At 39.9% G+C, this 15,547-nt stretch carries 13 protein-coding genes; 3 read left to right on the plus strand and 10 right to left on the minus strand.

Annotated elements, in window-relative coordinates:
- From AB9H30_RS12515 to AB9H30_RS12540, 6 genes are all read right to left on the minus strand, one after another.
- On the minus strand, positions 1-1,144 hold a 1,144-nt coding region (locus AB9H30_RS12515; RefSeq protein WP_371195022.1), incomplete at its 3' end, for an acyltransferase family protein.
- 71 nt (positions 1,145-1,215) lie between these two features.
- Positions 1,216-3,438 (minus strand): NAD-dependent epimerase/dehydratase family protein, encoded by a 2,223-nt coding sequence (locus AB9H30_RS12520; RefSeq protein WP_371195023.1) that lies wholly within the window; start codon positions 3,436-3,438, stop codon positions 1,216-1,218.
- On the minus strand, positions 3,435-4,505 hold the full coding sequence (locus AB9H30_RS12525) for a glycosyltransferase (RefSeq protein ID WP_371195024.1): 1,071 nt from the start codon (positions 4,503-4,505) through the stop codon (positions 3,435-3,437). Before AB9H30_RS12525 ends, AB9H30_RS12520 begins: the two co-directional genes overlap by 4 nt.
- On the minus strand, positions 4,502-5,596 hold the full coding sequence (locus AB9H30_RS12530) for a glycosyltransferase (protein ID WP_371195025.1): 1,095 nt from the start codon (positions 5,594-5,596) through the stop codon (positions 4,502-4,504). The genes AB9H30_RS12525 and AB9H30_RS12530 overlap by 4 nt, the downstream gene beginning before the upstream one ends.
- Positions 5,589-6,800 carry a right-handed parallel beta-helix repeat-containing protein gene (locus AB9H30_RS12535; protein ID WP_371195026.1) on the minus strand — a complete coding sequence of 404 codons (1,212 nt, stop codon included), beginning with the start codon at positions 6,798-6,800 and terminating at the stop codon, positions 5,589-5,591. Before AB9H30_RS12535 ends, AB9H30_RS12530 begins: the two co-directional genes overlap by 8 nt.
- Positions 6,801-6,902: 102 nt before the next feature.
- Complete coding sequence (locus tag AB9H30_RS12540) at positions 6,903-7,721, minus strand: hypothetical protein (RefSeq protein WP_371195028.1); 819 nt, start codon at positions 7,719-7,721, stop codon at positions 6,903-6,905.
- Positions 7,722-7,893: 172 nt separating this feature from the next.
- Here AB9H30_RS12540 and AB9H30_RS12545 point away from each other — a divergent pair, with 172 nt between their 5' ends.
- Both AB9H30_RS12545 and AB9H30_RS12550 read left to right on the plus strand, forming a co-directional pair.
- Positions 7,894-9,102 carry a TIGR03087 family PEP-CTERM/XrtA system glycosyltransferase gene (locus AB9H30_RS12545; protein ID WP_371195029.1) on the plus strand — a complete coding sequence of 403 codons (1,209 nt, stop codon included), beginning with the start codon at positions 7,894-7,896 and terminating at the stop codon, positions 9,100-9,102.
- Positions 9,086-9,664 (plus strand): DapH/DapD/GlmU-related protein, encoded by a 579-nt coding sequence (locus AB9H30_RS12550; RefSeq protein ID WP_371195030.1) that lies wholly within the window; start codon positions 9,086-9,088, stop codon positions 9,662-9,664. The genes AB9H30_RS12545 and AB9H30_RS12550 overlap by 17 nt, the downstream gene beginning before the upstream one ends.
- Before the next feature lie 5 nt (positions 9,665-9,669).
- On the opposite strand, the gene AB9H30_RS12555 is transcribed toward AB9H30_RS12550, so the two are convergent.
- From AB9H30_RS12555 to AB9H30_RS12570, 4 genes are read right to left on the minus strand one after another with little or no spacing between them, the layout of a single operon-like run.
- Entirely contained in the window at positions 9,670-10,842 is a 1,173-nt protein-coding gene (locus AB9H30_RS12555; RefSeq protein WP_371195032.1) for a glycosyltransferase family 4 protein, read from the minus strand.
- A gap of 4 nt (positions 10,843-10,846) precedes the next feature.
- Positions 10,847-12,388, minus strand: coding sequence for an exosortase A (gene xrtA / locus AB9H30_RS12560; RefSeq protein ID WP_371195033.1), 1,542 nt, complete (start codon positions 12,386-12,388; stop codon positions 10,847-10,849).
- Positions 12,385-13,224, minus strand: coding sequence for an XrtA system polysaccharide deacetylase (locus AB9H30_RS12565; protein WP_371195157.1), 840 nt, complete (start codon positions 13,222-13,224; stop codon positions 12,385-12,387). Before AB9H30_RS12565 ends, xrtA begins: the two co-directional genes overlap by 4 nt.
- A gap of 20 nt (positions 13,225-13,244) precedes the next feature.
- Complete coding sequence (locus AB9H30_RS12570; protein ID WP_371195034.1) at positions 13,245-14,654, minus strand: TIGR03013 family XrtA/PEP-CTERM system glycosyltransferase; 1,410 nt, start codon at positions 14,652-14,654, stop codon at positions 13,245-13,247.
- A gap of 244 nt (positions 14,655-14,898) precedes the next feature.
- Here AB9H30_RS12570 and AB9H30_RS12575 point away from each other — a divergent pair, with 244 nt between their 5' ends.
- On the plus strand, positions 14,899-15,534 hold the full coding sequence (locus AB9H30_RS12575) for an XrtA/PEP-CTERM system exopolysaccharide export protein (protein WP_371195035.1): 636 nt from the start codon (positions 14,899-14,901) through the stop codon (positions 15,532-15,534).
- Positions 15,535-15,547 lie beyond the last annotated feature (13 nt).

Genomic DNA, 15,547 nt, shown 5'->3' on the forward strand with positions numbered 1-15,547 from the left:
CGCGACAACTAGTTTGACAAACACCGATACTTTTCAAATTAGAGCTCATAAATTTTTTCTCAATAAAATAGTACACTGGGTAACAAAGAATTAAGGTCAATAGAATTGTAACCATCCCAAACTCTATTGTTTTCGTTTCAAATATTTTATTTGTAAATGATGTTGCAATAACATAAAGCTTAGTGTGCAAAAGATAAACTGAGTAGGACATTGAACCCAGTATCAAAAAAGGACGGAGCAGAAAAAGCCCGACTCTAGTTTTGTTAAAAGTCACTAATGAAACTTCGATAGGATATAAAAGTACCAGACCAACACCAAATAGCAGTGAAAATAGTAGATTCCCCAGATCTACGCCAAGAGTCATATCATTTGGAGAGAATTTGTAGAAAAACACAATGCAAATCATTGTGTAGCCAACGCAAACCATTAAATATAAAGGCGTAACTCCAGATGAGAATGGTACCCGCTCTGCTTTTACTAGATAAGCCACCACTATACCAAAACTAAATGGTAACCAAAACTTCAAAAAGAACCCATCATTAAGCGGAATGGGAAACAATACAGAAGCTAAGGACAGAATAGAAACACAAAAAACTAGCTTCTTGAAGTGCTGTTTAAAACACATCATTAAAGCCACAACAAAATAAAACTGAACCTCTATTGCGAGCGACCAATAAACAGTATTTACGCCCGCAAATTCTCCCGCAAGCGAGTCATATTGCTGCCAAAATATTTTCGTAAGTAAAAATACGTTCGCCCATTCAAAGAGTGAGTATTTTTGTAAATTCTCATTAATGGTAACTAAAGGAGACGAGAAGTTACCCGTTTTAATCAAACTCAAGAATTCAAAAATTACGGGTAACAAAACGATTAGGAAAATCGAGAAGCAAAGAGTAGGATAAACGCGCCAAAGGCGTTTCTTTATGAATACTAGAGGAGATTTGTTGCTTGAAATATGTGACTCCGCTGAAAACGTTATAACATATCCAGATATCACAAAAAACATAGGCACTCCAAGGTAACCCATATCTAAAAACCGGTAAAATATGGAAGTGCTATCTAAAAGAAAAATGCTGTCTTTAACGTGAAAAACAAAAACCCAAAGTGCTGCAAGCCCTCGAAGTATCTCTAATATAACTACCATGTAAAGCAATCCTTGGTTTATTTTGTTAGGCTAGGTTAGTTTAATGCTCCCCTAATATCGCTAATTATTACTCAAAGCGTCTTGTTAAAACAAAATCTCAACCAACTTTCCGTTAATCTTAATGCACGCTGCCTGTCTATCGGGTGATAAGCCGGTAGTTCTTCTTTGAACTTTTGCATAGAAACTAAGGCCTTTGTTGATGATTCTATTGGTTGGTTATTCTCAATGTTTTTACGCTGAGTATAGACAGGGCCTGATTCATCACGAAGTTTAGACTCAATTATAGGAAATTTCGCTACCATCCATCTTGCAGGGGTGCCAAGCTTATCCGAGTTAAAAAGTTTCAACGCCAACTTTCTCAGCTCGTTAGACTTTGCAATTTGTTTTATCTCATCCAAAATTAGAGACACTGTTCCTCGCTCCTTGTCTCTGCTATTTTTTACTGACACAGGTCCAATAGTTAGTTTTTTTCCAAAATTATCAGTGAAAAATGAATAAAAATCAGAATATGTGAATGTGTCGTCGTCATTTACAAAATACACTTCAAATTGGGATGTTTCGCTGTCTAACCGGAATAAAATACTAGTAATTAAATTATCAATATAAACGCTATTAGAAGGGCTTAATGCAGCTGCTTCTGTTAAACAAATACCATTGGCTATTGCTTGGCTACCCGCACCTATCATGAAAAGTGGGGAGTGAGGCCCGTATATTGTGGTTGGCCGCAAAATAGTAATTTGCATAGCAGATTGAGTAGCGTGTGCACTTACACTTTTTTCTGCATCTAATTTGGATAATGAATAAATACTTTTCTCGGGAGATTCGACGCAGTTATTTTCAGTTATCTTAGACTGTGGCGAGTTCATATCAATTGCCGCTAAGCTGCTCATGTGTATGAACTTTTTGATACCATTTTGCTCAGCGGCGTTTAATAAGTTAGTAGTTCCATCAACTGTTGTTTTGTAAACAGCGGCATCATCTCCATACGCTGTTCCAATAGCACAATGCACAACTGTGTCACACCTCTTTAGTATTTCACCAATACTAGAGAGGTCGTTTAAGTCAAACTGCACCATATTAATATTATATCTAGATAGTCTCGTTGCCTTGTTTGGATTGTTTATACCTGCAAATATTTCAATATCAGTTCGCTCAGCCAAAATCTCGACTAACCGACCACCGACAAATCCCGAAGCACCAGTAATAAAAATAGACTTCACTCCGGATAGATCTGGAATCTTCAGGTTCTTAGTATCATTCCAATCAAATCTTAAATCTAGTTTGTTGGCATAACAAGCATCTATTATTCTTGCTGCCGAAAGTACACTTAAACCAGATAGTTTTTGATGTTCTTTATGTTTTATTGCCCCTATAAAATCATCATGCTCTCGCGCAAATGTTTCAAACCACTGTTCACTATCTTGACTAGTATCTGAGCACTCATATACGAGATTATTTTTAACGTTCTCACTTTCATGTATTTTTGGTAAAACAGTAACATTAAACCTTTCCCCAACACTGAGCATTAAATTAGCATCTGTACATTCAACTACTATTTCGCCCCCTAACTTTCTAATTCTAGAAAGTGCAAGTGTGCCCTCCAATGGTTTATTAGCGAAATTAAACTTTAGCTTTAAACAGCAATCAGTTTCGATACCTGTTACTGCATCGTCTGCATATGAGAGCAGTTCGACATCATGACCAAACAGTTCAGATAACCAATCTAGTGCATGGGGGCCAAGATCCATTAAAACTCCGCCACCAGCTAGCTCTTTGGTCATATTTCCAAGTGAGCTGGCAGACCAACTATAAAGATCTCCCCAATTGAATGTAAAGCCCTTTACATCACCCCAAACCTTCTCATGTATTAATGTTTTTAACAGTACAACACTTGGGTATAGTCTTCGATATAATGAAACGCCTAGCACAAGATTATTTTTCTCCGCAACAGCCACAAGCTCAGAAGCTTGCACAGAGTTTAAAGCTATCGGTTTTTCAACTAAGACATGTTTACCGGTATTTAAGAGTTGTTTGCTTATTTCAAAGTGAAATGCAACGGGCGTTGCAACAATTGCAGCATCATAGATTGAATCTTCTATTTCAGAAATGTCAGAGTAAACTGCTAAATTCGGATAGGCCTTTGAAAGTAATGCTTGGGTCTTGGGAGACCTGTCTACGACTGCCACAACAGTAAAATCCGATCTACCTAATAAAATAGGTAAATGCCATTCCTGAGAAATTGCGCCAGCGCCAATAACAACTGTTTTTAAGGGAGTACTATCTGTTACTGTCATTTCTTATTGCCTTGAATTGTTGCTAATAAATATTTAAATAGACTAATGATAAGCGTTTTGTAATAGCTGAAATCACTGGGCCCGAGTGCAATTCCCTTAAGGTAGCAATTCAGTGCGTTTTTATAATCGCCTGAAGCTTGATACAAAGAATACCCAAGCTCCCAGAACACTTCTTTTGAAAGCTGCTCTTTAAACACCCTTAACTCAGAGGGGTTGAGTCTAACTAACTTTGGTAATTCTTGCTTGGCATGAATTAGTCTTTTTAAAGACTCTATCCGCTTACTATAGTTTGGCTCATTCTTGTTTGTATCTGAGATGTTTTCATCGTGTACGTGGTATCTGACATGAATTGCATCAATAAACCCCATCTTGAAACCGCTCTTAAGGGCCATAATGATAAACAACCTGTCTTCACCCACTCTGTAATTGGGGATGAGATGCTTATTTAAAATTTCTTTTTTGAGCACTGAATTTTGCAGACCATTGTCTAAACCTTGGTTAAGCTGCAGCAAAATGGCTTTCTGAGTGTCTAGTAGATAGGTGCCATCAGCACATTTCCTAGAAATATCAAATAACTTGTTGGGCTGACCATCACTATAAAAAGTACTGGCTTGTAAACATTGGCCTGTATCGTATTCTATTCGCTCGCATGCTGAATAAACCCAACTTAGCTCAGGGTGTGCGCTAAAAGCAGCAATACAGTTTTTTAGATGGTGAGGTAGCCATAGGTCATCGCTATCAAAAAACGCAACAAAATCGCCTTTTGACTTCTTTATGCCGCAGTTACGCGCCGCTGCTGGTCCCTGATTGGGTTGCTGTATGATAGTAATAGATTGTGTAACGCCTATTATTAATTTAGACAGGATTTCAATAGAATTATCGGAGCTGCCATCATCTACAATAAAAAGCTCCCAGTTTTGATATTGCTGTGCTTTTATCGATGCAATTGCATCAGCTAAAAACCTTGCTCGATTAAAAATGGGCATAATGATACTGACCAATACTTCGTTAGTACTTTCATTTCCACTCTCAGTAATAACCTTCGCTTCAAAGCTTTCTGTGCTCACATCATATCCCTATAAAGATGTTCGAATCTGTCTACAAAAATTGAAACGTTAAAATGCTCGACTACCCTTGCTCTGGCATTTTTAGCTAAGCGCCGCTGCATGTCTGGGTCATCTAATAACCTTGAAACTGCGAATGCCAACTGCTCTGCATTGTGAGGTTGCACTAAAAGGCCAGATTCTTCATGTTCTAGCGCCTCAGGAATACCGTTGACATCAGTGCTCACAATCGGTTTTTGCATCGCCATTGCCTCTAAAATCGCAATTGGAAAAGCTTCTTGATGTGACGCACACACTACTATATTTAGCTTGTCTAGTCGTGAAAGAACGTCTGGCACCTGGCCATGGAAAGATATAATGTCTTTGAGACCTAGCTCAACACTCATAGCTTTGAGCTTTGCTTCACGAGGTTCTTCTAAAATATCGCCACCAATTATGTCAAAATGTAAGTTATCGTATCGCTCTACAAGCCGTGATGCCATTTGAATGAATTCATCGTGGCCTTTACGCATTTGAAGGTTCGCAACAATTCCAATATGTATTCTATTGGCTAATACATTGTCTGTCGGTTTAAAACGAGTAACATCCACACCATTATGGATCGAAAGAAGCTTCGAGCTAGGCGCGATGCTTTTCAAGTGCTTGCCTACTTCGCGCTGCAGGTCTTCACTACAAAAAACACATACGTTTGGCTTTGGTAAATTATTAAATAGCCACTGCAACTGAGTTGCTGCAAAAGGAAAATGAAAATGCGACAGTACTTTTGTTCCGCTTAATTTAGCAGGTATCGCTATCGCTCTTGTGCAATATGGATCAGCAGTATGGATAACATCAATTTTATTTGTTTTTAGCCATGCTACCCATTGGGTAATTTGTTTTATCGAACTTAAAGCATTTGATAAGCCTGGTTGGGCAATCGGTAATAGACTAAATGCAATGCCATTTGTATCTGCCCATTCGCTTAAATCCCCCTTCTCCGGACATACTAGTGTTGATGTGAACTCTTGTTTATTCAAACCTAACATAAGCATTTGAGAGACTCGTTCAGCGCCACCTATTTTAGCTACGCTATGCAGAAATGCGATATTAATCATTTTTTGATTCACCATTAACTGGCTGAGCTAGATGCAAAATATTTTGCGTTGTTAATGCGCTTTCTAGTTTATAAAAAAAAGTCAGCGAGTTTAGGTTATTTTTGTTCCCTGAGAGCTTTGCTGTTCCGCCATCCCGAGAACTGATAAGTCTATTAGTATTATTGTTTTCGATAATCGCGTTACGTGTTTCTTTAAATCGATATTCGATGGCTCGCGGATAGCCGTGCTGCATGTAAATATAATTATCTTTGACTATTGTGTCTAAACTTGCTTCTAAAATAATGCCAGTATCAGCGAAGGGGTCACCATTGTCTGAGTGATATATGACATTCTTACTAATAATACCGCCCTGACTAAAATAATCCAGGCTTTCAACTTGGCGCCTGCTCTGCTTCATACCAAAACCTATCGAACGGTCATTATCAATAAAAATATTATGACTTACTATATTATCAGAGGCATTTACCCAAAAGTGCACTGCATGTTGTGCTATGTGCTTGCTTGGGCTTGCAATATCTTTAAAGATATTATTTTCAACTCGCCAGCCCTTTGCACCTAAAGCATCTATTCCTCCAGTATAATAGTAGGGCGCAATACCATGGGTATACTGAAATATACATTGTTCAACAACGCCATCATAAGAAATGTTTTTAGGCCGTGATGCCTGGTCGTAACTGACTTTGAGCATTTGTTCATAGCTGTCTTGCAAAATGCAGTTACGAATAATCGGTCGACTGGCGTTATCTTCAGCAGCAATTTGTATTAAATGGTTAGGCGCATCCGTTAATAAAATACCGTCAAGTACAAAACCATCTGCGCGCACCTCAAAAATATTGTGCACACCTTTCGTTTGTTTCATCCCTAAGCCACTGATAGAGGTTTTGTAGGGATTCCCAGACACAGATAAAAACATGATATCGTTTGCAACAATTCGGATCGTTTTCCCTAAATTGTAATTGCCGTCTTGCAGGTATATAGCGGTTTGACCATTATTTTTATTAGCCCTTGCAATCGCCCTTTTCAGTTCTTGATTTGTATTCACAACATCGATTACAAAACCATCTGGAACTTTAGTCTGGAATGATGAGAACTCTTTCACGATTGTTTTAGGGTGAATATTTTGGGTGTTCTCAGTGCCTAAATTAGAGCCAATTAGTACTTTACTAAACTTCTGCAACATAGTGCTTGATGGGTCACTAAACATCCAATAAGTAGCGTTAGCAGCTGCAATTAGAAGGCAACAGAAAAAAGCACTAAAAATTAGTCCTTTTAGTGCCGATTTAAAATCACCATTGAACAAGGACTCTTAAGCCTTTTTGTTTTTTATGAGCAAACTAATAAGCCAAGCGAACGCAATTGAGCAAAGCGGCACCAACCAAATCAGCCAGTATGAAACTTTTTCAAAGTAAAATTTAGTAGTTATAAAGTGCTCTGGCCCTTCCCATATACGGTAGGGTTTGGTGTAGGCATTTAGAAAAAAAGCTTTATCATGCGGCTTATAACCTGCATCGACATACAATTGACTTGCAACTTCTGCGTTGTCTTTTAATTCACTAGCAGCAAACGGTAAAACCACCCCAAAATCTGGATCGAATATTTTAGCGCGTCCGTCTATTTCGGCCGTAACAACGACATGGCCTGGCACAGTTATCATTCTCGCCTCAATGCCATTCTGCTCAAGCAATGTTGTCATCAGCATAGAAACTTCACCACAAATGCCAATGCCACGCTCTATACTTTTATCTGGATCAACAAAATGATATCTCTCATACTCAGCAATACCTGAAAAACGTCCCATTAAGTGCAAAATCCAATTCTCCCATAATGGTACCATTTGGTTAAATTTGACCGGGTCATATCGTTCCCAATGTATATGAGCTGTACCTTGGGAAATAACTTTGGTAAGACGCTTAGCATACTCTTCATCAGTTTCTTCGGGCCGCCTCTTAACAGCTTGCTGATACTCATGCAAAGACAAACTAATATCACTAGCACCAAACCTAAGTTGATCGGAGAAGAAAACAGGCGGGCGCATCGTTTGAGTTAACCCATATAAATTGATGAGAAGTAACGAGCATCCAATTAAGATGCAGATCCAATACACTGAGCGAAGAACTGATTGCATTAATATAATAGCCCTTAAAAGAAAATTAGTGACCAAACCCACTGAAGTCTACATGAAATAATGCGTTTATTCACATGCAAATGAATTAGATTGTTTTTAACGATGAATTCAGTTACGCAATTGTGTAATCTAGCGTCATTAGCGTAATTAAAGAAGACTAGGAATAAATTTTTTGGCAAGCATTTTAGTTATTACTCAACGAGTTCCTTATCCGCCCAACAAAGGTGAAAAGCTACGCACGTACCATCAACTTGAGTATCTGCATAATTTGGGCCATTCACTTACTGTGCTATCGCCGATCGACACGGTAAATGAGTTTACAAACGCAAATGATTTAGCTAATAAATTAAATATAAAAGTCATTACAAAACCGCTAAAAAGCAAAGTATTTAGATTTCTACTCGGAATATTAAAAGGGCGTTCGCTGAGCGAATCTAATTTTTTTACGTCTAAACTGATGAATGACGTTGACACCTTCGCTAAGGAAGCTGATGTTATATTGTGCTCCGCCTCATCATTGGCTAGGTATGTATTTAGTCTCAGAGTAATTAACAAGCCACTTTTGTTAATGGATTTCATGGATGTCGACTCAGACAAATGGCTACAATATGCAGATAACAGCAATTGGCCAATGAACGTTGTTTACAAACGAGAGCATAAACTGATAAAGAGATTAGAACAAAAAGTGATGGCACATTTTGACACTGCCTTCGTTATTGCGCAGGCGGAATTTGATTTGTTTCAGTCAAAAGTTTTGCATTGTGATAATTTGCAGATACTTGGCAACGGCATAGATCAAAATGAATTCAAACCTGCTCATGTTAAAACTGAGTTTATCGATTTTTTGTTTACCGGTGTTATGGACTATAAGCCCAATGTGGATGCAGTGCTTTGGTTTGTAAATGAATGTTGGAGCACGATAAAAGAAAAAGTACCAAACGCTAGACTGACTATAGCCGGGATGAACCCTGACCAAAGAATAAGGGCATTAACCAACGACAATGCCATCGAGGTAACTGGATTTGTGGATGACATCATGCCATTTTTTAATCGGGCTGACGTGTTTATCGCCCCCTTCCAAATAGCTCGAGGAGTTCAAAACAAAGTTTTACAAGCTATGTCATGCGGCATTCCTGTAGTAACAACGACTTTAGGTGCCGAAGGCATAATAAGTGAACAGAACACAAATATGGTTATTGCAGATACACATAATAGCTTTACTGAAGCGTGTTTATTCTTGGCAAACGATGAGGAAACTAGAAAGAAAATCGGCAGTAAAGCGTATAACACAATCACTGAGAAATATTCATGGCCCAGTGTTTTAAAACCTCTTAAATACGCTATTGAGACCAATAGGAAAGATCATGAAAACGGCACTTAAAATTTTTGCTCAATGGATAGCTGTGTTTATTATGCTTCCTTTCACGTTACTATTTTTTCTATTGGGTTTTGCAGCAGGAAAAGATGAGGCTATATCTACATTAAGCCAGCTTTTGTCATTGCTACCCGGAAAAGTTGGCAGTTATTTGCGGGCGGGGTTTTACCGTTTTGCTTTAAAAAAATGTGATCCAAGTGCAGTCATTGGGTTTGGCACTATCTTTTCACAAGCTGATACTGAAATAGAATCTGGGGTTTATATTGGACCTCAATGTAATATTGGTCTGTGCTCTATTGGCACAGATACATTACTTGGCAGCGGCGTGCATATCATGAGTGGTAAGGGCCAACATAATTTTGATAATCCAAATGTCGCCATAAAAGACCAAGGTGGCGAATTTGAAAAAATTAGTATTGGTGACAACTGCTGGTTAGGAAATGGCTCATTAATAATGGCGAGCATAGAAAAAAGATGCGTTATAGCTGCTGGAGCGGTAGTGACGAGTAAAACCGTTTCAAATACAATTGTAGGAGGTAACCCGGCAAAAAAAATTAAAGATATTTAGGTTTTTTATCGCTTCGTAAAGTGACTTACAGCTTTGTTAACGTGTGCTTGCCAATCTAAATGGGCTAACACATGCGCTCGACCTCTAATTCCGGATGTTCTTAACAATCTTTGCTGAGCAATCAGCTCATTTAGTTGAATTGCAATATGATTGGCTTGTCGGCAATCAATTACCCATCCAGACTCACCAACCACCATCGTCTCTTTTGTCCCACCAGAATCACCCGCTATCACTGGCTTTCCGCATGCTTGAGCCTCTACCAGCACCATCCCAAATCCCTCAATATCGTTGTCGATGGTTCTATTGGGTAAAATAAATAAGTCACATTGTTGATAGCAAGCAATCATATCTGCATCTGATATTTCGCTGAGTAAGCTTACGCTCGCCTCCAAACCAAGCTCAGTGATTGAAGCTTGTAACTCGTCTTTGCATTCCCCGTTTCCTATTACTACATAAACTGCCTCAGGGTGCTTTTCCAAAATAAGAGGCATCGCCTCAATCATTTTGTCTTGCCCTTTACGCTGTTGCAAACGGCCCACGGTTATGATGACAAATTTATCTGTCCATCCCATTTTTTGTCTAAATACGGGGTCAGGCTCTGCCGGCACAAATTTTTGCGCATCTACGCCAGGATGCAAGATATGGAGTTTGTCGTCATTCGCATAATTCAAACGCTTAACAATGTCTGCGCTATTGTGACTATTACAAATAATATACTGTGCGCGTTTACAAACTTGCTTAACCATTAAATTGTGTTCACCGCTGGTCGCTGCGGTTTCAACATCTTCGCCGTGCACGTAACAAATGTAGGGCACTTTGCTCATCAAACTAAATAGCCATGCACTCACTCCCTCATGAATTACTCGGCCACAATGTATTTCATCAATATTGTGTAGTTTAACAAGGCGCCGCAAGTGCATTACGGTGCGGTAATAGAATTTCAGGCCAGACAAGCTCTTAAATCCCCACTGGGGGCAACTTAAGGGTATTCGTTCAATAAGCATAGGGGCATGACTATCAAATTCAGATGCATCATCATGAAGATTAGTCACCACCACAATATTTTGGGCAGGCAATCGCGAATACAGCTCCCAAAACCACCTTCCGCTGCCTCCTGAAATTGGCGGGAAGTTTTCGGTTAACACCAGTATTCGTTTATTTAAACTATTAGCCTCCATGCTATTAATTGCCTAAAAACGATTCGGAAATATATGCTTCAACTAACTCTAAAGCCGGCATTGGGTCTACTTTCTGATTATCGTACTCTATAAACGAGACCGCCACTATTGCTCCCTGACTCTGTTGACCTTGAAGTGTTTGTATCACTTTTTGAAGTTTTGCTGTTTGACGTGAGGTCATCCATTTACCGTCAACCACATAAAAATAATAAATACTGCGCTTGATTCCAATCGACGATGTGACATTGTCTAACAGCATCGGTTTGCCGTTTACAAGGGTGCGCTCGCGCTGTGTCAGCGTCCATCGGTCTTGTTGATACAGTCGATGTAAGGACGACACCAACTCACCTTCACCGCTGCCATCAAAGTTGGCATAAAATACGTCAAAGTTTTCACCATTGACTTGATAAGTTTGTTTAGACTGGACGGTAGAGCGATTAAAAATAGGTGTCCATTCTAAGCTAGGAAGTACGTTATCGGGTTCAGTTGCATTGAGCGCAAAGGTCGGATAAACATTTACAGCGGGGGCCAAATTACTCATACGATACGCTTGATATAAGCTAAGTACTACAAGAACCGCTAGTACTCCTATGGTCGCCTTAGAGACTTCTGGGAATGCACTTACTGCTGAAGATTCACTTTCATATGAAGCCGCATCTTCTTGGCTGTTAGCGTCGTCGGTTTGGCCTGCAGCTTTCGCTTTCAGGGATTTGTTCTCTCTCGAGCGAATCCATTCACCAATAGCCAGCAATAAAACAATGACGAATGCAAAAAAGAACCAACCGTATATAAGATGATCAGCACCCACTGCATGCTCCATATCTGACCAATATCCCACCAAAATAATGCCATACACTCTCACCGCATTGGCTAAAATAGGGACGGCTACCGACAGCAGTACAAAGAAAACACGTCGGCGCATGGTTTTCAAATTCATATAGGCATATAGATTACCAATTACGATTGATGCAATTAAAAAGCTAACGCCTGAACAGGCTTCTGCAACTAAAAACTTTCCTTGGGGGATTTCAATAAATAGGCCAGAACGAAATAGTGGAATACCGCTTAACTGCAGCATATATACCGAAATATCAGCGGTAATTTCTTGTAAAAAAGGTACGAGTTCTTCGCCTACCGGAACCGCAAACAAAACGAATAAAAGCGGGAATTTTAGTTGCCACGCTACTTTATTACCGACAAAACACCAAAACAAAGTGGGCAACATGGCAAAGATAGCGACGTGCTGAAACAACTGAATATCGCCAGCAACCCCTAGTAAAAACAGTAGTAGTTGCCCAAACAAGAAGAATAACGCTAAATTTGAACTGCTCGCGCTCGCCCAGTCTATTTCTTTTCGGCGCTCCCAAATCAGATAAATACTTGCGGGGATAACTAGGGCACAATGGTTAAATATCTCATTACCAATCCAAATGACAGCTGCGCTGTAAAGCGCTTCATACACTAGTAAGGCCCATAAAACAGTGATGAGTATTGCGCTAACTAAAAATACCGGCCTTCTATTTACCTGAATGTTTGTATCTGTCAAACGATATGGTCCTTGTATACATCTGCCATGCTCGACCACTGATAGTCCTGCATCAGTTTGGTTAGCTTTTTCTCCATGACATGCAAATTCACATAGTGACGAAGTTTAGATTTAAACGGTGCATTTTGGACGCGTGGTTGTTCGCTGTCGATTTCCCACGGGTGGAAATAAAAGTTATAAGGCTGGTCGGTTTCTCTTAAATATCCATCGATACGTCTTTTTGATAACCAATATGGATATAACCTGAAGTAGCCACCACCACCAATGCCTTTATTACCCGATTTTTGTGCAATGGTAGGCACTGGAATTTCTATAATGCCTTCTTTTCGTTTGTGCACAAACCTTGGCCAATCTGGCACACCATACAAATCATGTTCGATGGGATAGGTGCTAGAAGAATATTTAAAGCCTAAATCGACCAAAATATCAAATACCCATTGGTTGTCTTTGTTAATCGAAAAACTAGGCGCACGGTAGCCGATGATGGGCTGACCCGATGTTTGTTCTAATATGTCTTTACTTTCTAATACATCTTGACGCACTTCGCTTTCAGTCATCATGGTATTGCGACGGTGATTAGTGCCATGGCTAGCCAGTTCGTGTCCTTCATCGACAATACGCTTGATAACGTCGGGGCAATGTTTAGCAACCCAGCCTAAGGTAAAAAATGTCGCTTTGACGTTATTTTCGTTGAACAGGTCGATAAGCCTGTGCGTATTATCTCCAACTCTTGGAGTGATACTCGACCAATCATCGGGTGTAATAACTGACTCGAAAGCAGAGACGTGAAAGTAATCCTCAACGTCAACTGTCATGGCGTGAACACGCTGGCTCATTTGTTTAGCTTTACTCACTATTATCTTCCTTTACCAAACAAAATGATTTCTACAGTTCTTATCAAAATCAATAAATCTAGCAATAAGCTCTGGTGCTTTACGTAATATAAGTCGAATTTAAGTTTTTCAAGAGAATCGTTTACGCTTGCCCCGTAAGGGTAGTTTAATTGCGCCCACCCTGCTAAACCAGGCTTAACGTTATGGCGTTGCGCGTAATATGGTACTTCTTTAATCAACTGCTCAACAAACTCTGGGCGCTCTGGGCGCGGGCCGATAAATGACATATCACCGCAAATCACGTTAATTAGCTGTGGGAGCTCGTCGATTCGGTATTTGCGGATAAATGCACCAATAGATGTAACGCGATTATCGTCTTTGTTTGCCCACTGTGCGCCGTCTTTTTCAGCGTCGGGGCGCATGCTTCGAAACTTTAAGATATTAAATGGTTTATCGTTTAAGCCAACGCGCTCTTGCTTGTAAAACACAGAGGCTCCTGTTCGGCGACCATCATCAATATAAATTATCAACGCTGTGATCAACATAATAGGCCAGGTAAAGAACAGCAAGATAGCCGCCAAGGTTACATTAATCCAGTAGTCTACAAGCTCTCTGAAATAGTTTTGCGATTGAAAGCCATTTGAATAAATCACCCAGCTTGGATACATTAAATCAACCACAATTTGGCCAGTCTCCCGCTCCATAAAATCGAGCAGGTCAGATACTTTAATGCCTTTGAGTCGGGCATCAAACAATAGTTTGATGGGCAGCGTGCCGCGACGTTGGTCGCAGGCAACAACAATTTCGGCCACTTCATTTTCGATAAGAAACTCTGTCAGATCACTTTCTAAGTCAATATCGATACGCTTTTCGTTTTTAATGCCTTCTTGTTTGTCGTCACCCGCAACAGGAATAAAACCCACAAGATCAAAATCAGCGCGATCCACATCTCTCCTCATACGCTTTTCGATAACAGAGGCTCTTACACCTGCGCCCAGCACTAGAAGCTTAGGGCGACTGTAAAAGGTGTCGGTGTTGTGAATAAAGTAGCGAAAGATAACGAGCGCTAAAATAATTAAGGGAACAGCGGTAGGTGCATACAAAGAATTTGTTGAAAATTGGGTGAATATAACGTTAGAAATAATCGTAACAGCAAAGAAACTTAAGATAACGCTTACGAATATTCGTCTAATAATACCCCTAAACGGTTCTCTTAGTCTCGGTTCGTACAAGCCGACCGATAAATTTATGACGACCACCGCGACGGTAAAAATCGCCACATTAAATATTGTGGAAAATGTATGCACTGAGTAAATAATGTCTAACCATTTTAAACCAAGCGCCGCAAAATAGGCGACGTAGGCAATAATGGCTGCTTCACATATTACGAGTTTTGCCGAACGCCGACTGGGTGACTGTTTAGCTGAAGCCATATATTTTTAATATTCCTTTATAAATCATAACCGCTTAATTAAAAGGTTGCGCGTGCAGTTTAGCGGCATTACATTAGGATTGCATGCATTATAGACAAATGAGCAAGATGGTAAATACTCAATTTCAGTACGTAAGTAGTGAAATTCATCTTCAATTAGTGCATAATTTTAAAGTTAATATCGAAAAACAACAAAGGTTGTGTGCTTGCGCGCAACACAAAGCGTAGACATTAAGGAAAATAACATGAAATACTCGTCACAATTTTTCATCGCTTTAAGCGTGCTGTTTGGCGCTTTGCTGGTAAGCGGATGCTCAAGCAACAGCGATCTCCCCAGCGCAACCTCCCGAGCCTCATTAACGACCGACGTTAACGACTACAATTATTTAATAGGCCCTGGTGATCAACTTTCGATATTTGTTTGGCGCAACCCTGAAATTTCTGGTTCGTTTAGAGTACGACCGGACGGCAAAGTCACTACCTCTCTGGTTGAAGACGTCGAAGTAGCCGGGCGCACACCAACCATGCTCGCCCGCCAGTTAGAAGAACAATTATCGACATATATTAACAATCCGCGTGTAACAGTTTCGGTCTCAGGTTTTGTCGGTCCGTTTAGTGAGCAAGTCAGAGTAATTGGCGAAGCAACCAATCCGAGAGCCATTAATTATACCCAACACATGACATTGCTTGACCTAATGATAGAAGTCGGCGGCCTAACCGAGTTTGCGAATGGCAATAACGCAAAACTGGTCAGAGTGGTTGATGGAAAACATCGCACTTTCGAAATCGCCATTGATGATTTAATTACAGATGGAGATATTTCAAAAAATGTCGATATATTACCTGGTGACGTGGTCATTATTCCTGAAGCCTGGTTTTAAACAACTGAGAATT

It is taken from the genome of Glaciecola sp. SC05 (genome assembly GCF_041380235.1).
Lineage (GTDB): Bacteria > Pseudomonadota > Gammaproteobacteria > Enterobacterales > Alteromonadaceae > Glaciecola.